The following is an 18,568-nucleotide window of genomic DNA, read 5'->3' as shown; positions in this document are numbered from 1 at the left end:
GTCCTGAAGCAGAATGATTCAATATAAAAAGGTAAGAAAATTAATAATCACACAAATATATAAAACACAATTATGGATTAACAACGCTGACAAGCAGCGTTGTTAATCAGGACCTCAACGAGCCGCGCGCCGACGTCGCAACGCGATAGCCAGTTGCCAGATATTGATAAGCACAATGCTTGCTGTAGCAATGAACACCCAACGGAACCCCGCCATTGCCGAAACCGTTGCCCCCATCAATGGCCCTGCGACGTTGCCAAGGTACATAAATGACTGGTTATAGCCAAAGATGCGTCCGGTTATCTGGTCGCTGGAGTATTTCACCAACAGCGTCTGCACCGCCGGCAACATCGCACCATCAGCAAAGCCGAGCAGAAAACGTAGAATTCCCAACTGCAACGGCGTGGTAACCCACGACATGGCAAAAAACAGCACCACCGCGAAGATTAACGTCGCCATTAAAATCCGCTCAGTACCAATACGGTCGCCTAATTTACCAAGTCGGGGCGCGGAAATCAGAGCAGAAATGCCCGGTACTGAGGCTATCAGCCCACTGAGAAAAGCAATATTCGAACTGTCCGGGACCATCGATTTAATAAACAGCGCCAGAATAGGCCCAATTGAGCCGTTACACAGTTGAATCACCATAGTGGTAAAAAATAAGCTGATCACCAACGCCGGATGCGAAAGCGAGGCAAACACGGCCTTCCCACTCAGACGTTCGCTTTTTTTAATCGTCGGGCGAACGCCCTCTTTGATCAAGAACAGTGTGACCAGAAAACTCACCACCAGCAAGGCGGCGGTAATACAGAATACCGCCCGTAAGCCAACATGATCGGCGATAAAGCCTCCCATCAGCGGTCCGCCAATGACGCCGCTAATTTGCGCCGTAGAGAGCGTACTCAGCGCCCAGCCGCTGCGCTCGCGTGGAACCTGGGACGCAACCAGCGCCATCGCATTAGGAATATAGCCGGAGGTTAACCCCATCACCCCGCGCAGCAGAAAAAGCTGCCAGACGTTAGTGGCAAATGCCTGTAGCAAAATCGCAATGGCCATCCCCAGTGAGGCCCGCAGCAGCATCAGCTTGCGTCCTTTGCGGTCGGCCAGACTGCCCCACATCGGAGAAACAATGGCTGAAATCAGGAAGGTGACGCTGAACGTTAATCCGGACCACATTGATAGCGCTTCATGCGAGGTCACGCCCAGTTGGGAGATATAGAGTGGTAAAAAAGGCAAGATTTGGCTAATCGCCAGTCCGGTAAAAAAGCACCCGAACCAAACGGAAATAAGGTTAACTCTCCAGGATTCCATAAGGACTCATAACGATAATTAGCTGAAAACTGCGAGCAGCTTAACAAATTACTTAGCCGAATAAGGGTCTACAGGTGCGATAAATCACAGTTTAGGATTTTATCTTCCCGCTCATCATATTTGTGATATAGCTCACATCAAACCCATAATATAAACAGGGGATTGTGCTTCCCGCGCGATCTGCGTGTATGTCCCCTTCTAATCCCCTGTCATTCGCCAAAACAATCTGCCAGAAGCCGAGGAAACCTGCGTTTTGTCGTGGTAATGTATGTGCTTTGCATTCATGGAATGGGTTTTTAAGATGGCAAAGTTGCGGGTAGGAATCGTATTTGGTGGTAAATCAGCGGAACATGAAGTGTCATTGCAATCGGCAAAAAATATTGTCGATGCCATCGACAAGACTCGCTTTGACGTTGTGCTGTTAGGTATTGATAAACAAGGGCAATGGCACGTCAGCGATGCCAGTAACTATCTGCTCAATTCAGACGATCCGGCGCATATTGCGTTGCGACCTTCTGAGACCAGCCTGGCGCAGGTACCGGGTAAACAAGAGCACCAGTTGATCGATGCACAAAACGGTCAACCGCTGCCGACGGTCGATGTTATTTTCCCGATCGTACACGGTACTTTGGGTGAAGATGGCTCTCTGCAGGGCATGCTGCGCGTGGCGAACCTGCCGTTTGTCGGTTCTGATGTGCTGGGTTCTGCTGCCTGTATGGATAAAGACGTGACCAAACGTCTGCTGCGTGATGCCGGGTTAAATATCGCGCCATTTATTACGCTCACTCGCGCGAATCGCAACAGCATCAGCTTTAGTGAAGTGGAATCCCGCCTGGGTCTGCCGCTGTTTGTAAAACCGGCCAACCAGGGATCGTCCGTTGGCGTCAGTAAAGTAACCAGCGAAGCCCAATACGATCAGGCCGTCGCGCTGGCATTTGAATTCGATCATAAAGTCGTTGTGGAGCAAGGGATCAAAGGCCGCGAGATCGAATGTGCGGTACTGGGCAACGATCATCCGCAGGCCAGTACCTGTGGCGAGATCGTGCTGAACAGCGATTTTTACGCTTACGACACTAAATACATTGACGATAACGGTGCCAAAGTTGTCGTTCCGGCAGCAATTGCGCCAGAGATTAACGATAAGATCCGCGAAATCGCCATTCAGGCCTACCAGACTCTGGGCTGTGCCGGCATGGCGCGCGTGGACGTCTTCTTAACTGCTGAAAACGACGTTGTGATCAATGAGATCAACACGCTGCCTGGCTTTACCAACATCAGTATGTATCCGAAACTGTGGCAGGCGAGCGGTTTAGGCTATACCGATTTGATCACTCGCCTGATCGAACTGGCGCTGGAACGCCATGCTGCGGATAGCGCGCTGAAAACCACTATGTAAACCCGTCAGGATGCCTGATAGAGCTATTGGGCATCCTTTGCTTCATCATCTTCAACGCGGCGGCGGATGATTAATCCGGCCAGCCAAAAGCTAATCACCCAGGTCACCAGCCCCACCGCATAGGTTTGCCATCCCTGCGCTTCAAAACCTAATAACCCCACCACGCCATTCAGAATAAAGATAAGCCCAATAGCGAAGGCATAGTAGTGCCAGTCTCGGCGGATTTTTACAGGCAGGTTCATAACAGCTCCGGTGGAAATACAACACAGTAAGGCATCCTCGCACATTTCCCCGAGGGCGTCTGTGGCCTGTGCGGAATTTCTTAAATGTAACTCAGTTTAACTTAAGGTTACATAATTGTGACCGCCAACAAAAAACCGAAATCCAGGAATAATCTCTACCCGAAATTACCATCATTCTGATATTGACATTGCCGATCACCTGTCAGACTCACTCTCAGTTCCAGGCATTACGTCAAAAAAAGCAGGTTATTTCCGGAGGTCTTTATGGCTGATTTTACGCTCTCAAAATCCCTGTTTAAGGGCAAGCATCGGGATCCCTCCTCCCTGCCCGGCAACATTGCGTATGCCGTATTTGTGCTGTTTTGCTTCTGGGCGGGTGCACAGATTTTAAATCTGTTGGCCCACGCGCCCGGCATCTATGAAGAACTGATGCAGCTGCAAATGCAGGAGACAGGACGCCCGCGGGTTGAAATCGGTTTAGGCGTCGGTACCCTCTTTGGACTGATCCCCTTCCTGGCCGGAAGCCTGATTCTTGGCGTCATAGCGGCGGTCATGCGCTGGCGTCACCGTCATCATAAAGATGACTGATTCATACACTTCGCCCGACGATCGTCCACCCGTTTAGCAAACCACGCAGTAGTCAGATTACGCGTGATCTTCGGGCTTTCCAGTTGAATGCCCGGCAGCATTTCACGGGGTAACGTTTTCCCGGTCTTCGCTTCCGCCAGCTTATAAACCTTTTCGTACAATGCGGTTTTTTCAAAGGCCAGGCTGTCACCTTTTTGCAGTTGCAGGCGGATCTCACTCTCGCTCATCCCTAGCTTCCCGGCTAGTTTACGTACCGCCAGCTCCGTTTTGCCCGGCTCACTGCTGCCATAGAGAATCAAATCCCCGTCCATCGCCAGCTTCACTCCACTGGCTTTACTGACCGCATTCTGGAAAGCTGCATTGCGGCTCGCATACCATCCGGCATTAAAATCGGCGAAGCGGAAGATTGGCGCACTGTAATTCGCCGGGTAGTTGAGCAGATGATACGTACCGAACCACAACCCACCACGGCGGCTAAACACTTCCTGACGTACCGTCCCCGCCATTTTCCACGGATACCCGCTGGTGTGCTGCTCAGCAAACGCGATACTGACCTGCATTGGACCACCGGTATGTACCGGATTAAGCGATCCGAACAATGTCTGCCCCATCGGCACCATGTTGATGAAATCATCAAAGATGGCGCTAAGCTGTTTTTCCGTCTTCACCGTATCCAGACGCTCGCTGTAGCTTTTCCCCGTTGGCGAGTTAATCTTTAGCGCGGTATGCACGACAAACAGCGGGATATGCATGCGTTCTGCGCGACGGTCAATCTCTTCCCAGGCGATTTTGCTTAAACCAGGAACAGCCGGATCGGCCTGGAAGTTTGACTCCTGCTGCGCTACCGCCAGCACCGAACAGATGTTTTCAACCGTCGGTGCCAGCTTCTGGCTTTCAAAGGTCTTTGCCAAATCCTGCGCCCACGCGTCCCGGTCTTTCACGCTGGCGGGCATTTTCTGGCGCACCACGCTCGCCACATCGACGGCTTTCTCCCCCTTTTTTAGCGGCTGCGCAGGTTGGCTACTACATCCCACCAGCACCAGTGCTGCCAGACCGGACAAGGGGTAAAGACGGGAAACCGTCGACATAACATCTCCTTATTATTAACTCAGCGTATGGGTAACTTCCTGAATATCCTGACCATCAAGCTCTCGTTCAAAGCTGCGCAGACGCTTATAAATAGACATCAGTTCTACTAACGTTGTCCAGGAGTTAATCAGATACTGGAACGAGCCGCGCACCTGGCCAAACACGTTAGTGATTTGCGTCATCAGGCCGAGCGTAATCGTACCGGCAACAATCGACGGAAACAGCAGGAACAAGCCGAAAACGTTATCAACCTGCAGGTAAAGAATACGGGCAATATTGAAGTACATATAGTGAAAATAGAGACGGAAGTAGTTTTGCCGTACCGCATGGAACAGTTCACGCACCGTCGGTGGCGTCGCACGGTTGCCATCATCTTCGCCATAGACCAATTCTTTACGATAGGCCGCTTCCACGCGCTGGTTTTTAAACTCCAACCCAGGAAGTTTTATCCCGACCACGGCCAGCAAACCGGTTCCCATCAGCGACCAGACAATCGCGGCAATCACCAGGCCATAAGGCACATGTCCAACAATCGGCAGGTCAGGAACATGGGCAGAGAGCGTAACCAGTACAGGCAGGAAGGCAATCAGCGTCATAATTGCGTTGATAAAGCTGACGCCCATATCTTCCAGCGTAGAAGCAAAACGCATGGTGTCTTCCTGCACACGCTGCGCTGCGCCTTCGATGTGACGCAAATGCTGCCAGTGCGCCATATAGTGTTCGTTCATCGCGGTACGCCAGCGGAACACATAGTGGCTGACGAAGAAGTTGTTCATCACGCCAATGACTACGGCTATCAGCGCAATACCGAGAAAAATGCCCACTTCATGATAGAACTGCTCAATCTTCACCTTGTGTGGTGCGCTGAGCGCAGTTTGAATCAGGTCATAAAATGGCGCATACCAGGCGTTGACGGCGACGCCGACTTCAACCAGAAACCAGGTCACAAAAATAATCAGCGATGTGCCCAGAATAGACCAGTACTGCCAGCGGTGTGGACTGTAGAGAAACCAGAACAGCGCGAACACCCCGACACAAAGAATGTAGTACGCATAAAAAATCAGGTAATCCAACGACCAAAAACGCGCTGCGCTAATAGGTACGTCTCCCGACGCGCCGGTAATATGTGCAACCCAGGCTCCCCCACCTGCTTGCCAGAATACAACGGCGACCAGTGCCCAAATAAATGCCGAAATAAAGAACGGCCCCGGCTTTGGGAAAAAAGACTTAAACATAGTGCTCTCCTGCTAACTTCTTATCGTTATGACGACTGCTGTGCATTTGCCACCGTAGAGTGCGGAGGCCAGACGGCTTACGCCCAAAAACACAAGCTGAAACCGACAATTGTGACCAAAACCGAGGCACTTAGTTCGCACCTCGGTTATGAAGAATTGTTTCTGTGGTTTTCACACTCGACAACGTTCCAGTATGTGCAGATTATCACAGCGTGAGATCACAAAAGCGAACATCCGCAATCCAGGAAACTCCTGTGTTTACTCATCGTTACGTTTTTCCCACTATCATTGGTTGATAAGCGCTTTGCAATACGCCGATGAGTAGTATAAATACGCATACGCACGACATCCTTTTTCACTTTCTCTAACTCATGGACACCACCGTTGAAACGTAGTCTGCTTTTTTCTGCCGCGCTGTGTGCGGCGTCATTGACATCTGTCCAGGCGGCACAGCCTATAACCGATCCGGTCTTCGCCTCTGATATCGTTGATCGTTATGCCGACCATATATTTTACGGCAGTGGTGCTACGGGGATGGCGCTCGTGGTGATTGATGGTAATCAGCGTGTATTTCGCAGTTTTGGTGAAACACGCCCCGGCAATAATGTTCACCCGCAACTGGATTCCGTAATCCGCATTGCCTCAATTACCAAATTAATGACCAGCGAAATGCTGGTGAAATTACTCGATCAGGGCACGGTCAAACTCAACGATCCATTGAGTAAATATGCACCTCCTGGCGCACGCGTACCCACTTATCAAGGAACACCAATTACGCTGGTGAATCTGGCGACGCATACCAGCGCATTGCCGCGCGAACAGCCAGGCGGCGCGGCCAAGCGCCCGGTATTTGTCTGGCCAACCCGCGAGCAGCGCTGGAGCTATCTCTCAACGGCTACGCTTAAAGCCGCACCAGGATCGCAGGCTTCTTATTCCAACCTGGCGTTTGATCTGCTGGCCGATGCGCTGGGTACCGCGTCCGGTAAGCCTTATCCGCAGCTGTTTGAAGAAAAAATCACCCGTCCGCTGGGGATGAAAGACACCACCTTTACGCCATCTCCCGATCAGTGCCGACGCCTGATGGTCGCGGAAAAAGGTGCCAGTCCTTGTAACAATACGCTGGCAGCGATGGGCAGCGGCGGCGTCTATTCAACGCCTGGCGATATGATGCGCTGGATGCAGCAGTATCTTTCTTCTGACTTTTATCATCGTAGCCAGCAGGCCGACCGGATGCAGACGCTGATTTACCAGCGTACGCAGTTAACTAAAGTGGTGGGAATGGACGTTCCAGGCAGAGCCGATGCGCTTGGTTTGGGCTGGGTCTACATGGCGCCGAAGAATGGCAGACCGGGAATTATTCAAAAAACCGGTGGCGGCGGTGGCTTCATTACCTATATGGCGATGATCCCACAGCAAAACGTTGGGGCATTTGTCGTAGTGACGCGCTCTCCGCTGACCCGTTTTACCAATATGAGCGACGGTATCAACGAACTGGTTGCAGAGTTGAGCGGGTACAAGCCACAGGTCATTCCTGCATCCTGATTCAATACTCAAAAGGCAAACGGTTAATGCACACCAGTTTGCCTTTATTCATTTCAATGTAACCGCCTTTACGCAATGCTGCGAGAACCTCAGCGACAACCGAGCGTGAAATTCGTGTGCGTTGGTGAATATAGTTCATAACGCCGATGCGTGAACGAAGGGCTTCATCCCATTTCGTCATAGAGATCAATGTCGCGCGGATCTGATCGTAGGAGTTGTTGCCGATCAACTGCAGATCGCGTAATTCAAGCATGGAGTTTTGCCATGCCAACCAACAAAAAGCTTCACGCCAAAGCTGGCACTCTTCAATTATATTAATTGTTTGCGAGGCGGGTAGATGGTATCCCGTACAATCGCTTTCCGTGATTAATCTGTATTGTATATCTGTTTTTATCACACCATCTGAAAGCCCCATAATAAACGGTGCCTGCGCAATACCGACCAGCACATTCTCCCCTCGCCTCAGGGAAATTACACCATTTAAAATGATAAAGGTATCGTCACTGTTTATATCACTGGAATAAATTATTTCTTTATCGTTATCACACTCAAAGTGTTTGCCATATTTTGACAAACATTTATCAAGCTTACCAAATTCCACAAGCGGTTTATTTGCAGACAACATTTGGGCATCCCTTGCAATAAATGCCCGTCAAATCCGTGACGGGCATTTTTCTGAGTTAGATTATCTTTTCTTTAACAACAAGAGATGTCTTACCAGGTATATTTAACACCAACATTTGCAGACCAGTCTTGATCAACATCGCCACCACCGAGGTAGTTAGCATCGGTGTATGCGCTGAAGTTTTTGGTAAAGCTGAACTGAGTACCCAGTCCAACACGTACCGCAGAACCTTCTACACCGTTGTCGATAGAGTCGCCGTTTACGTCAGAATCGTTGTTAGAGTCGTCGTAAACGTAGGCCAGTTTGAAGTACGGGGTCAGCGCCTGGTCGTCGCTATAAGCGAAGGTATAACCTGCATCGACACCGAGTTCATAACGCATGCTGTCATAAGACTGACCGTCAACTTTCATGTCGTTGCTCAGCTTATAGTCATCACCAGACTGGAACAGACCGGATACGCTGCCGTATGGCGTTACGTAACCTGCGTCACCCAGTTTCAGGTCATAACCCAGTTTCAAGCCAAAGCCCCAGGCATCAGAAGAGGTGCTTCCATCAACATACTGACCGTTGCTCATGTTAGCAGTCAAATCGTTGTTGAAGTGAGAGTAGCTTAAGTTACCGTCAACAAAGATGTTGTTGGCAAAGTGAGCAGAAGAGTAGATGTAGGCAGTCTGGCTATCCTGATCCACCTGACCGGTACGGTCGCTCATATCACCTTTCGCGAAGCCTGCTGCAGCACCGACAATCCACTTAGCGTTGTTACCATCAATTTTGGAATCAACACCGACCATGATGCCGTTAACATCCTGATCGTAGTTAATGGTGCCATTATCTGCATCGAAGCTACCACCGAAGTAGCTAACCCATGCACCACCGTTATCAACCAGACCATGACGCGCGTTAGTCAGACGAGTACCAACGGTATCTTGTTCCAGGTTCCAGATATTGGTGTTAGCAGACGGAATGCTCAGCGCCATGTTCGCGTAGTCTGTCAGTTCCATCTGCTGCAGAACAACGGTGTTACCCTGCTGCTGTGCCTGATAGGTGTAAGCACCCAGGTCAGCTTTGTTAGCTGCAGAGAAGGTCGCAGTGCTGTTCGCGTCGTTAACGTAGACCAGCTCATTACCCTTGTAATCCGCAACAGAACCTGCGCCAGTCGCGTTGTCGATACGGACTTTATAGTTACCGGTTGCCGCCGCTACATGGTCACCATAGTTATCAACTTCAGACTGATCGCCTGAGGTGTCGGAATCGCCGTTACCGTTGATAGTCAGATGACCATCAGAGTTCATCGCGATCACGCCATAACCGTAGTTAGACTGAGATTTATCGTTAGTGCGATCGTTGGTCAGATCAGCATTCAGCACATAGTCAGTGCTGTTGATGTCGAAAACACCCGCGTTAACATGGTTATAAGCGTCGGTGTAGCTAGTCAGGTTCAGGGTATCAACCTGCAGTGCATTACCGGTACTGTTACCCACATCCAGAACGCCGTTGTTAGTGACGTTAATGGTGTTTGCATACAGCGCAGCTTCAAGCACATTCCAGCCAGCAGAAACATCATCGGCGATTGTGACAGTACTGTTGTCGATAGACAGCGTATCCGTCGCAACGTGACCATCTTCGTTGATGTTCAGTGCAGAAGCACCGGTCAGAGAGATAGAGTCAGCAACCAGCTCAGAATCACCCACGTTGACGACAGAACCGCTGTTGATGCTCAGGGTATCAATCAGGGAAGTTTTGGTAGTATCCCACTGTGAAGCACCGTTCAGCGTGACGTTGAACAGGCCGCTCTGGTAGACAGCGTTGCCAACTACATGACCATTTTCGTCATAAGAAGTTGTGTCGCTATCAATACCGTAGGTTGAATCCGGCCACAGGCTGTTAGCGGTGATGTCGATCAGCGTAGCGGTGGCTTCAGTGCCTGCAGCGTAGCTGTCATAAACGCCGTCACCATCGGTGTCAACCTGGTGCACGGACATTGCCGCGCCGACCCACTTACTGCCGTTGTTCAGTGTCAGATCCAGACGGTCAGTACCGTCCCAACCATTGGTATCCAGGTCAGCATCGGTATCACGATAAGTGTCAGCACCGTTCGGGAAGAAGTTCTCATCGAAGTTGCTGGAGAACAGCACGTCACCCATCAGTGTGGAATTGTTAAACGTTGCGGTGGTCTGCATCGCGTTATCCGCATTTGGATTAGCAATAACCGCTAATGCAATATCGTCTGCAGTATAAGAGCCGCTGTAGTCGCTTGCATTGCTGGTGTTACCAAACCAACCGGTGGTGCCTTCGTCAGTCCATGAACCAGAGGTCAGGGTAGAATCGCTGACAGCGATAGTGTTGTTAAATACTTCACTGCTGTTTACGCCAGTGCTGACGGTATTATCGTCAATGTCTGCCCACTCGTAACCCTGAGTCAGGGTTATGCCAGCGACATGAGAGTTGGCGGAGATAGACAGATCAACTTCTTGATCCAGAGTGATAGCCGTACCCAGGTTATAAACGTCGACAACGTGTGTGTCAGCTGCGTCATTATACGTACCGTTGTAGGTATAATGTTCGTAGTTGTCATCGATAGTTGAATTGATGACGTTCATCGCCAGGCGATCGTAGTAATAGTCAGTACCCGAACGGTTAGTACAATCCGTGGTCATACATTCGGATGTCACCATACCGTGAATGGTGCTGTTTTTAATCGTCAGGCTATTGTTATTGGTGTTAGTAGACAGCCCATCATCCAGATAATAAGTAGAAATAACGCCGTTGACAGTGGCGTTATTGATTACCGGATAAATATCACCGTTATAAATACTATCGGTGTCGTAATTGTTCCAACCAACATATCCATCATAATAGACGCCATCCGCATAGGATGCGTCATTATAATGAGCAAACGTTGTGTAGGTGGTCCCAGAGATATCAGTTGAAGCATTCGCCTGAGAAGTGATTGCCAAAGTGCAGGCTAATGCTAATTGTGAGACTACAAGTTTCTTTTTCCAAGTGTGCATTTGTCATCCCTCCTCAGGGACGTAATATAGTTGATCCATCAATTATCAATGCAAAGAAAACATTTTATGTTTCGCGGGGAAGATTATGCGGTTTCACAAAGGAAAGGTTCAATTATTCTTTGGTTTAAGTCCGATTACGGACAATAGACATGCAAATTATTCGAAACAGCAAATAAACGTAAAAATCATTTTTATTTTAGACAGTTACATGTAAAACCATTGGCAAAACAATATATTAAACTTATGATTAACTTAAAAATTAAACGTCAGTAAATAAATACCGTTAAATCTCGCCACTTAATTAAAAATTAAATTAAACTAAATTCACCATAAAACTAATCACTATTTAAAATAGTCATAATTGCAAAAATAGAGATAACACATAATACCAAGCATTGATAACATCAACATAACCTCGGCATAACGCCAACTTTCGTAAACCCCTCGCCCTCAGGTTCGGGTATACTACGGCCTTCGATTCCACAAACATCAGGCATACCATGACAGACCTAATCCAACGCCCTCGTCGCCTGCGCAAATCCCCTGCGCTGCGCGCTATGTTTGAAGAGACAACACTCAGCTTAAATGACCTGGTGTTGCCGATCTTTGTTGAAGAAGAACTCGACGATTACAAAGCTATCGACGCCATGCCCGGCGTGATGCGCATACCAGAGAAACACCTGGCGCGCGAAATCGAACGTATTGCTAATGCAGGCATCCGCTCGGTCATGACCTTCGGGATTTCTCATCACACCGATGAGACCGGCAGCGATGCCTGGAAAGAAGACGGTCTGGTGGCGCGCATGTCGCGTATCTGTAAGCAGACCGTACCGGAAATGATCGTCATGTCCGATACCTGTTTCTGTGAATACACCTCGCACGGTCACTGCGGTGTATTATGCGAACACGGCGTTGATAACGACTTAACCCTTGCTAACCTCGGCAAACAGGCAGTTGTTGCCGCAGCAGCGGGCGCAGATTTCATCGCCCCTTCCGCCGCAATGGACGGCCAGGTACAGGCGATTCGCCAGGCGCTGGACGCCGCGGGCTTCACCGATACTGCGATCATGTCCTACTCCACCAAGTTTGCCTCTTCTTTCTACGGCCCGTTCCGTGAAGCCGCAGGCACGGCGCTGAAAGGCGATCGTAAAACATATCAAATGAACCCGATGAATCGCCGTGAAGCGATTCGTGAATCGCTGCTGGATGAAGCCCAGGGCGCAGACTGCCTGATGGTGAAACCGGCTGGCGCGTATCTCGATATTCTGCGTGATATCCGCGAGCGCACCGAGCTGCCGATTGGCGCTTATCAGGTCAGCGGTGAATACGCGATGATCAAATTCGCGGCGATGGCAGGTGCAATAGATGAAGAGAAAGTGGTTCTGGAAAGCTTAGGCTCGATCAAACGCGCTGGCGCGGATCTGATCTTCAGCTACTTCGCACTGGATCTGGCCGAGAAAAAAATCCTGCGCTAGCCACTTTGTTGCCGAATGGCGACTTCGCCTTATCGGGCCGACAGTTCCAGGCCCGATAAGTAAAACCCCACCAACAATCACCCTGCCCGATAAAAAGGCTGATCCCCGAGGATCGTCGCCCGGTGCATAATACGCCGCTGCGGCAGATAATCCGCATTGGCATAATGTTGCGTGACGCGATTATCCCAAATCGCCACATCGTTGGGCTGCCAGCGCCAGCGCACCTGAAACTCCGGTTTGGTGATATGGGCGAATAAAAAGCTTAGTAACGCCTCGCTCTCTTTTTCCGTCACATCGACAATTCGCGTAGTAAATCCCTCATTCACAAACAGTGCCTGTTTACCGCTTACCGGATGGGTCCGCACCACCGGATGTAGCAACGGTGGATGTTTAGCGACCGCCTCCAGCCAGCGCTGATGCTCTTCTGGTGTCTTGCGGTATTTATATTCCTGGAACGATTTACGGAAATCATGCTCTGCCCGCAGGCCACTCAACAGCTGACGAAACGGCTCAGACAATGCGTCATAAGCGGCAATTCCGCTGGTCCATAGAGTGTCTCCCCCGGCCGATGGCAGCTCTTTTGCTGCCAGAATCGCCCCGGCAGGCGGCGTGTCGATAAAGGTGACATCGGTGTGCCAGTTGTCGTTATCCGGCGGATTATCGTTATGGGTATCCAGCACGATAATTTCCTCTACCCCTTCGGCATGTGGATAGACAGGGTGAATATGCAGATCGCCGAAACGCAGCGCCAGTGCCCGCTGCTGTTGTGGCGTAATCACCTGCTGCCGCAGAAACACCACCTGGTGGCGCAGTACCGCATGATAAAGCTGTTCAAACTGATTATCGCTCAGCGGACGCGTCAAATCCGCACCAGTGATTTGTGCGCCAATGTACGGCCCCAGCGGGGTAATGCTCAGACGTTCACTCATTGTACTTCTCCATGCCAGGGCGTCAGGCGACGCTGAAGCGCGCGCAGACCCAGTTCTAAAATAAATGCGATAACGGCAATGACCGCAATCCCTGCCAGCACCACATCCGTTGCCAGAAACTCACCGGCTGACTGCACCATAAATCCTAACCCTCGCGTGGCAGCGATCAGTTCAGCTGCCACCAGCGTCGACCAACCCACGCCAAGCCCGATGCGTAACCCGGTGAGGATCTCCGGTAATGCCCCCGGCAAAATAACAAACCACAGCACCTGCGCACGGCTGGCCCCCAGCGACTGCGCGGCGCGCACTCTCACCTGCTGCGCACTTTTCACCCCCGCCAACGCCGACATCGCCACAGGGGCGAAAATCGCCAGATAGATCAGCAGGATCTTGGAGGTTTCACCGATGCCAAACCAAATGACCATCAGCGGTAAATAGGCCAGGGGAGGAACCGGACGATACAGTTCAATGATCGGATCGAGAATGCCGCGCATCGTCGGACTCAGCCCCATCGCGATCCCAACCGGAACGCCCAGCAGCACTGCCGCCAGCAGCGCGATAACAATACGTGTCAGACTCGCCGCCAGATGCTGCCACAGCGTGGCATCCATAAACCCTTGCGGCCCGGCAATGACGATCAGCTTTTGTAAAACCTGTCCCGGCGGCGGTAAAAACAGCGGACTGATTAACTGCAGCGCCGCCACCGTCCACCACACCGCCAGAATGACGGCCAACGTACCAAGGCTTAAGGTAATCTGCCGCGAGAACGGCCAGCGCCAGTTCAGCACCCGCTGGCGACGGGGTTTATCATTAATCACCACGCTCATGAGAATGCCTCCCGTTGTTCAAAGACACGACCTAACACGTACTCGCGCATGGCGATAAACTGCGGATCGGACTTAATGCTGCGGCTCGACTCTCCGGCCACAAAGCGACGGGCGAAATTGAGCGGCAGACGTTCCAGTACCCGGCCTGGTCCTGGGGACAGCAATACCAGTTCTGTCGCCATAAACACCGCTTCTTCAATATCGTGGGTAATCAGCAGCACCTGTTTGCCAGTCTCATGCCACAGCTTCAGCAGCAGGGTTTGCATCTGCTCGCGGGTAAAGGCGTCGAGCGCACCAAAGGGTTCATCCAGCAGCAACAGCTGCGGGTTGGCCGCCAGCGCCCGCGCAATGCCGACGCGCTGACGTTGTCCACCGGAAAGTTGCCAGATAAAGCGTTTTCCCGCGCCCTCCAGCCCGACTTTCTGCAACATCTCCAGAGCAATACGCTGACGCTGCGGCTTGTCCACGCCCGCCAGCTGCAGCCCAAAAGCCACGTTGTCCTGCACGTTGCGCCAGGGCAGCAGTCCTTCGTTCTGGAACACGACCCCGCGATCTGCCCCCGGACCGTCAACCCTGTTACCCGCCAGCGTGATGCTGCCATGCTGATACGGCACAAACCCGGCAATCAGATTTAACAACGTGGTTTTCCCGCAACCGGAAGGCCCGAGTACCACCAGCAGTTCACCGCTATCGAGCGTCAGGTTGATATCCTCCAGCGCCGGTTTTCCACCGTAGCTGGCGGCAAGATGAGAGATTTGCAGCATCATCGCCTCCTTATTTATTGCACGAAGCGATCGGTAACGTACTGGCTGTAATCTGTCGCGACAGCAGGGACTTTGCCCTGCTCTTTAAGGAACTGCGCGGTGTCGATAATCGCTTTGTTCACCGGGCCGGTTAGCTCAGCGGTTTGCTGTTGCGGTGTCAGATAAGTGTTACCTTTCACCAGCCCCGGAACATCCGCCTCCGGTACGCCGCTCAAACGCGACAGTTTGCTGATATTCTCCGGCTGCTTCAGCCATTCATCAGGATTAGCGATATAAGGCTGCTGGGCATCGATAGCGCTTTTGGCAAAGGCTTTCACCACCTCAGGATGCTTCTCGGCAAAATCTTTGCGCACCACCCACACGTCCAGCGTCGGTGCCCCCCACTCGCCAACCTGCGAGGAGTCGGTTAACACCTTTCCGTCTTTTTCCAACGCGTTGACCGCAGGTGCCCAGACATATGCACCATCAATATCTCCGCGCTGCCATGCGGCAATAATCGCTGGTGGTTGCAGGTTCACAATCTCCACCTGGCCGGGTTTAATCCCCCAATGTTTCAACGCCGCCAGCAGGCTGTAATGGGTGGTGGATATAAACGGCACGGCAATGCGTTTGCCAATCAAATCTTCCGGTTTACTGATGTTTTTCTTCACCACCAGCGCTTCAGAATTGCCGAGCTTTGATGCCAGCAGGAAAACCTCAATAGGCACCTGCTGACTGGCAGCGACCGCCAGCGGGCTGGAGCCAAGATTACCGATCTGCACATCACCGGATGCCAGCGCACGAACGATGCTCGCCCCGCTGTCGAATTTGCGCCAGTCAACGGTCGCCCCGCTCTCTTTGGCAAACGTGTTGTCCGCCTGCGCCACTTTGGCAGGTTCGGCGGAGGTCTGATAAGCAACGGTGACGTTCACCGCCTGCGCCTGAAATGCGATGAATGCCAGTGCGGCAAGAAGTGCGTTACGCGATGAAATAGCCATGATTGTCTGCTCCCCTGTCTTGTTATGGAGGCAGTATTTCGTTGCGGCACATTTTGATAAAGGAATTAAAAATTCTGGCTAAGAACAAAGCGTTTTTAGAAAAAAAGCGGCAATAGTTAGCTATTTCGCTCATTACAGAACGTAGGCCGGATAAGGCGCTTGCGCCGCCATCCGGCAATCAATGCCTGATGCGCTGCGCTTATCAGGCCTACACTCGCTACAACACCCGGCAAATTATTGCGATTTTGTTACATTCGTTACATATCCGCGCCACGATGATTGCCAGCGCGGCGCTGGCAGGCATCATAGAGGCCATTGTCAGCAAGAGAGCAATATCATGATTCATGTTGTGCTGGTGGATGACCATGTGGTGGTGCGTTCCGGCTTTGCGCAATTACTCAGTCTCGAAGACGATCTGAACGTTACCGGTCAGTACAGCAGCGCGGCGGAGGCCTGGCCTGCACTTCTGCATGATGATGTCAGCGTCGCGGTAATGGATATCGCCATGCCGGATGAAAATGGCCTGAGCCTGTTAAAACGACTGCGGGCGCAGAAGCCCGGTTTTCGCGCCATTATTCTCAGCATTTATGACTCGCCCACGTTTGTGCAAAGCGCGCTGGACGCTGGCGCCAGTGGTTACCTGACCAAACGCTGCGGCCCGGAAGAACTGGTGCAGGCGGTACGCTCGGTGGGCTTGGGCGGACATTACCTGTGTGCCGATGCGCTGCGTGCGCTACGCGGCGGCGAGCAGCCCGCGCAGGTTCTGGAAGTTCTGACCCCGCGCGAGCGTGAAGTGTTTGATCTGTTGGTCAAAGGCGACAGCGTAAAAGAGATCGCCTTTAAGCTCGACCTCAGCCACAAGACGGTGCACGTTCATCGGGCGAACGTGCTGGGCAAACTGCAATGCCACAGCACCATCGATCTGGTGCATTTTGCCCTCGACCACCAGCTATTGACGGGGCATTAATGTCGCGTAGCCTTCGGCATTGGGTTATTTCTCTGTTTATTCTGCTGTCCTGGGGATCGGGCTGGCTGATGCTGTGGACGCTGGGGTTTTACCTGACCCACAACGGCCAGCAGGCGGCGCTATTTCTGCCGCACGGCGTCTATCTCGCGCTGTTAATTCTGCTTTCTCGCCGTTACTGGCCCGCGCTGATACTGCCGCCGGTGTTGATGTTGTTCTGGCTGCACAGCGAGCAATTACTGAATGGCTATATCCTGCTGGCTGCGCCGTTAATTAGCCTGATTCCGGCGAGCATCGGCCAGTCATACTGGCACCGCTTTCCCCTTTACTGGCAACGCTTAACGCTGCTGCTGGCCGCCGTAACGCTCACCTCATTGCTCAATACCGCCCTGCTTTCACCGTTTATCCAGAGCCCGGCAACGCTGATTGGCCTGGCGTCGTTTACCGGCGGCGTGTTGCTGACGCCGTTTGTTTATCTGATCTATGAATTTCTGCGCCAGCAGCACCGCTATCATCTGCTCGGGCTGGATACCACCAATCCCCCGCTGCGCACCTCGCTTATCATCTGGTGTAGCCTGTTTTTTATTATTGGCATCGGTACTCAGATGGTGCTGTCGCCGGAGATCGAGCGCCTGTTGCTAATCGTGGTGTTTTTACCAAACGTGGTGATGGCGTGGAAATTTGGCTGGCAGGGCGGCGTGTTGTCAGGATTGCTCGGCAGTATGATGATCACTATCGCCCGGCAAATCGGCGTCGGGTTCAGTAACTTACTGGAGCTGGAGATTTTCCTCGCCACCCAGGCTCTGCTGGGTATAGGGCTGGGGATCGCCATCAGCCGCCAGCAGCATCTGGCGCAAAACCTGCACCATTATCGCCAGCGTCTGGAAACCGAACTGGCGGCGCGTCGCGCGCTGACCGAACAGCTGATCCGCACCGAAGAAAACACGCGCAAAAGCCTGGCGCGGGAACTGCACGACGAAATTGGTCAGAACATCACCGCCATTCAAATTCAGTCGCAACTGGTCAAACGTGCACCGGGTCGTGAGCAAACGCTTGAGGCTGCGAATCAAATCAACGACCTGGCCCGGCGTATTCACCACTCCACCCGTCAGCTGCTGCGCCAGCTGCGCCCCCCCGCGCTCGATGAACTGTCTTTTAAAGATGCACTACATCATCTGGTGAATGAATTTGCTTTTGCTGAACGGGGTATTCGCTGCCGCTTTGATTATCAGCTAGAAAATACGCCAGAAAACGAAACGGTGCGCTTCACGCTGTATCGCCTGTTGCAGGAGTTACTCAATAACGTCTGCAAACATGCCGATGCCAGCGATGTGTCGATTACGCTGCGCCAGCGGGAACATTGCTTGTTTCTGGACGTCGCTGACAACGGCGTTGGTATTCTGCCAGAAAAAATTCCCGGTTTCGGTATCCAGGGGATGCGTGAGCGGGTGAGCGCCCTTGGCGGTGAACTGACGCTCGAATCAAACAACGGCACGCGAGTAATTGTTAACCTGCCCACAAATTTGCAACAAACCAGCCGCTAACCAGGAAAAAGTCTTAGTCACTGCGGACTTTCTCTCATCCCCTTTTGCT

Annotated in this window: 16 protein-coding genes; 6 read left to right on the top strand and 10 right to left on the bottom strand. The window is 51.9% G+C overall.

The features are described 5' to 3' along the window. Positions 1 to 114: 114 nt before the first annotated feature. Positions 115 to 1,311, bottom strand: coding sequence for a multidrug efflux MFS transporter (locus tag OGY67_RS16890; RefSeq protein WP_100272851.1), 1,197 nt, complete (start codon positions 1,309 to 1,311; stop codon positions 115 to 117). Positions 1,312 to 1,612: 301 nt separating this feature from the next. Here OGY67_RS16890 and ddlA point away from each other — a divergent pair, with 301 nt between their 5' ends. Then, a complete protein-coding gene (ddlA, locus tag OGY67_RS16885) occupies positions 1,613 to 2,707 on the top strand; it encodes a D-alanine--D-alanine ligase (RefSeq protein WP_286574251.1) in 1,095 nt (364 codons plus the stop codon). Between the two features lie 23 nt (positions 2,708 to 2,730). On the opposite strand, the gene OGY67_RS16880 is transcribed toward ddlA, so the two are convergent. Next, positions 2,731 to 2,949, bottom strand: a complete 219-nt coding sequence (locus tag OGY67_RS16880; RefSeq protein WP_003830949.1) for a DUF2754 domain-containing protein — start codon at positions 2,947 to 2,949, stop codon at positions 2,731 to 2,733. A gap of 264 nt (positions 2,950 to 3,213) precedes the next feature. Between OGY67_RS16880 and OGY67_RS16875 the strand changes: the two genes are divergently transcribed. Then, a complete protein-coding gene (locus OGY67_RS16875) occupies positions 3,214 to 3,537 on the top strand; it encodes a DUF2755 family protein (RefSeq protein WP_032942507.1) in 324 nt (107 codons plus the stop codon). Here OGY67_RS16875 and OGY67_RS16870 read toward each other — a convergent pair. Both OGY67_RS16870 and sbmA read right to left on the bottom strand, forming a co-directional pair. Next, on the bottom strand, positions 3,522 to 4,625 hold the full coding sequence (locus OGY67_RS16870; RefSeq protein WP_286574250.1) for a DUF1615 domain-containing protein: 1,104 nt from the start codon (positions 4,623 to 4,625) through the stop codon (positions 3,522 to 3,524). The genes OGY67_RS16875 and OGY67_RS16870 overlap by 16 nt on opposite strands. Positions 4,626 to 4,640: 15 nt before the next feature. Beyond that, positions 4,641 to 5,861 (bottom strand): peptide antibiotic transporter SbmA, encoded by a 1,221-nt coding sequence (gene sbmA, locus OGY67_RS16865; protein ID WP_003021430.1) that lies wholly within the window; start codon positions 5,859 to 5,861, stop codon positions 4,641 to 4,643. A gap of 384 nt (positions 5,862 to 6,245) precedes the next feature. On the opposite strand from sbmA, the gene ampH reads away from it, so the two are divergent. Then, complete coding sequence (ampH, locus tag OGY67_RS16860) at positions 6,246 to 7,403, top strand: D-alanyl-D-alanine-carboxypeptidase/endopeptidase AmpH (protein WP_003830945.1); 1,158 nt, start codon at positions 6,246 to 6,248, stop codon at positions 7,401 to 7,403. A gap of 1 nt (position 7,404) precedes the next feature. Here the strand turns inward: ampH and iprA are convergent, their stop codons facing one another. Both iprA and ehaB read right to left on the bottom strand, forming a co-directional pair. Beyond that, positions 7,405 to 8,028, bottom strand: a complete 624-nt coding sequence (gene iprA, locus OGY67_RS16855) for a hydrogen peroxide resistance inhibitor IprA (protein WP_003830944.1) — start codon at positions 8,026 to 8,028, stop codon at positions 7,405 to 7,407. 89 nt (positions 8,029 to 8,117) lie between these two features. Beyond that, on the bottom strand, positions 8,118 to 11,039 hold the full coding sequence (gene ehaB, locus OGY67_RS16850; RefSeq protein ID WP_286574249.1) for an autotransporter adhesin EhaB: 2,922 nt from the start codon (positions 11,037 to 11,039) through the stop codon (positions 8,118 to 8,120). Between the two features lie 500 nt (positions 11,040 to 11,539). On the opposite strand from ehaB, the gene hemB reads away from it, so the two are divergent. Next, positions 11,540 to 12,514 carry a porphobilinogen synthase gene (hemB, locus tag OGY67_RS16845; protein WP_003830941.1) on the top strand — a complete coding sequence of 325 codons (975 nt, stop codon included), beginning with the start codon at positions 11,540 to 11,542 and terminating at the stop codon, positions 12,512 to 12,514. A gap of 77 nt (positions 12,515 to 12,591) precedes the next feature. Here the strand turns inward: hemB and tauD are convergent, their stop codons facing one another. From tauD to tauA, 4 genes are read right to left on the bottom strand one after another with little or no spacing between them, the layout of a single operon-like run. Further along, entirely contained in the window at positions 12,592 to 13,443 is an 852-nt protein-coding gene (gene tauD, locus OGY67_RS16840; protein ID WP_204191551.1) for a taurine dioxygenase, read from the bottom strand. Then, entirely contained in the window at positions 13,440 to 14,270 is an 831-nt protein-coding gene (tauC, locus tag OGY67_RS16835; protein ID WP_008783892.1) for a taurine ABC transporter permease TauC, read from the bottom strand. The genes tauD and tauC overlap by 4 nt, the downstream gene beginning before the upstream one ends. Next, positions 14,267 to 15,034, bottom strand: a complete 768-nt coding sequence (tauB, locus tag OGY67_RS16830) for a taurine ABC transporter ATP-binding subunit (protein ID WP_048235995.1) — start codon at positions 15,032 to 15,034, stop codon at positions 14,267 to 14,269. The genes tauC and tauB overlap by 4 nt, the downstream gene beginning before the upstream one ends. A gap of 14 nt (positions 15,035 to 15,048) precedes the next feature. Continuing rightward, positions 15,049 to 16,011, bottom strand: a complete 963-nt coding sequence (gene tauA / locus OGY67_RS16825; protein WP_003830936.1) for a taurine ABC transporter substrate-binding protein — start codon at positions 16,009 to 16,011, stop codon at positions 15,049 to 15,051. Positions 16,012 to 16,348: 337 nt separating this feature from the next. Between tauA and OGY67_RS16820 the strand changes: the two genes are divergently transcribed. Beyond that, entirely contained in the window at positions 16,349 to 16,978 is a 630-nt protein-coding gene (locus tag OGY67_RS16820) for a response regulator transcription factor (protein WP_286574248.1), read from the top strand. After that, positions 16,978 to 18,519, top strand: coding sequence for an MASE1 domain-containing sensor histidine kinase (locus OGY67_RS16815; RefSeq protein WP_286574247.1), 1,542 nt, complete (start codon positions 16,978 to 16,980; stop codon positions 18,517 to 18,519). The genes OGY67_RS16820 and OGY67_RS16815 overlap by 1 nt, the downstream gene beginning before the upstream one ends. Positions 18,520 to 18,568 lie beyond the last annotated feature (49 nt).

Source organism: Citrobacter sp. Cpo015, assembly GCF_030333035.1.
Lineage (GTDB): Bacteria > Pseudomonadota > Gammaproteobacteria > Enterobacterales > Enterobacteriaceae > Citrobacter > Citrobacter portucalensis.
The sequence above is the reverse complement of the archived record's forward strand: the minus strand, read 5'-3'. Positions and strand labels throughout refer to the sequence as shown.

What these genes read in the sequence shown, in the direction of transcription:
- OGY67_RS16890 (WP_100272851.1), bottom strand. Translation starts at nt 1,311, where the DNA reads ATGGAATCCTGGAGAGTTAACCTTATTTCCGTTTGGTTCGGGTGCTTT.
- ddlA (WP_286574251.1), top strand. Translation starts at nt 1,613, where the DNA reads ATGGCAAAGTTGCGGGTAGGAATCGTATTTGGTGGTAAATCAGCGGAA.
- OGY67_RS16880 (WP_003830949.1), bottom strand. Translation starts at nt 2,949, where the DNA reads ATGAACCTGCCTGTAAAAATCCGCCGAGACTGGCACTACTATGCCTTC.
- OGY67_RS16875 (WP_032942507.1), top strand. Translation starts at nt 3,214, where the DNA reads ATGGCTGATTTTACGCTCTCAAAATCCCTGTTTAAGGGCAAGCATCGG.
- OGY67_RS16870 (WP_286574250.1), bottom strand. Translation starts at nt 4,625, where the DNA reads ATGTCGACGGTTTCCCGTCTTTACCCCTTGTCCGGTCTGGCAGCACTG.
- sbmA (WP_003021430.1), bottom strand. Translation starts at nt 5,861, where the DNA reads ATGTTTAAGTCTTTTTTCCCAAAGCCGGGGCCGTTCTTTATTTCGGCA.
- iprA (WP_003830944.1), bottom strand. Translation starts at nt 8,028, where the DNA reads ATGTTGTCTGCAAATAAACCGCTTGTGGAATTTGGTAAGCTTGATAAA.
- ehaB (WP_286574249.1), bottom strand. Translation starts at nt 11,039, where the DNA reads ATGCACACTTGGAAAAAGAAACTTGTAGTCTCACAATTAGCATTAGCC.
- hemB (WP_003830941.1), top strand. Translation starts at nt 11,540, where the DNA reads ATGACAGACCTAATCCAACGCCCTCGTCGCCTGCGCAAATCCCCTGCG.
- tauD (WP_204191551.1), bottom strand. Translation starts at nt 13,443, where the DNA reads ATGAGTGAACGTCTGAGCATTACCCCGCTGGGGCCGTACATTGGCGCA.
- tauC (WP_008783892.1), bottom strand. Translation starts at nt 14,270, where the DNA reads ATGAGCGTGGTGATTAATGATAAACCCCGTCGCCAGCGGGTGCTGAAC.
- tauB (WP_048235995.1), bottom strand. Translation starts at nt 15,034, where the DNA reads ATGCTGCAAATCTCTCATCTTGCCGCCAGCTACGGTGGAAAACCGGCG.
- tauA (WP_003830936.1), bottom strand. Translation starts at nt 16,011, where the DNA reads ATGGCTATTTCATCGCGTAACGCACTTCTTGCCGCACTGGCATTCATC.
- OGY67_RS16820 (WP_286574248.1), top strand. Translation starts at nt 16,349, where the DNA reads ATGATTCATGTTGTGCTGGTGGATGACCATGTGGTGGTGCGTTCCGGC.
- OGY67_RS16815 (WP_286574247.1), top strand. Translation starts at nt 16,978, where the DNA reads ATGTCGCGTAGCCTTCGGCATTGGGTTATTTCTCTGTTTATTCTGCTG.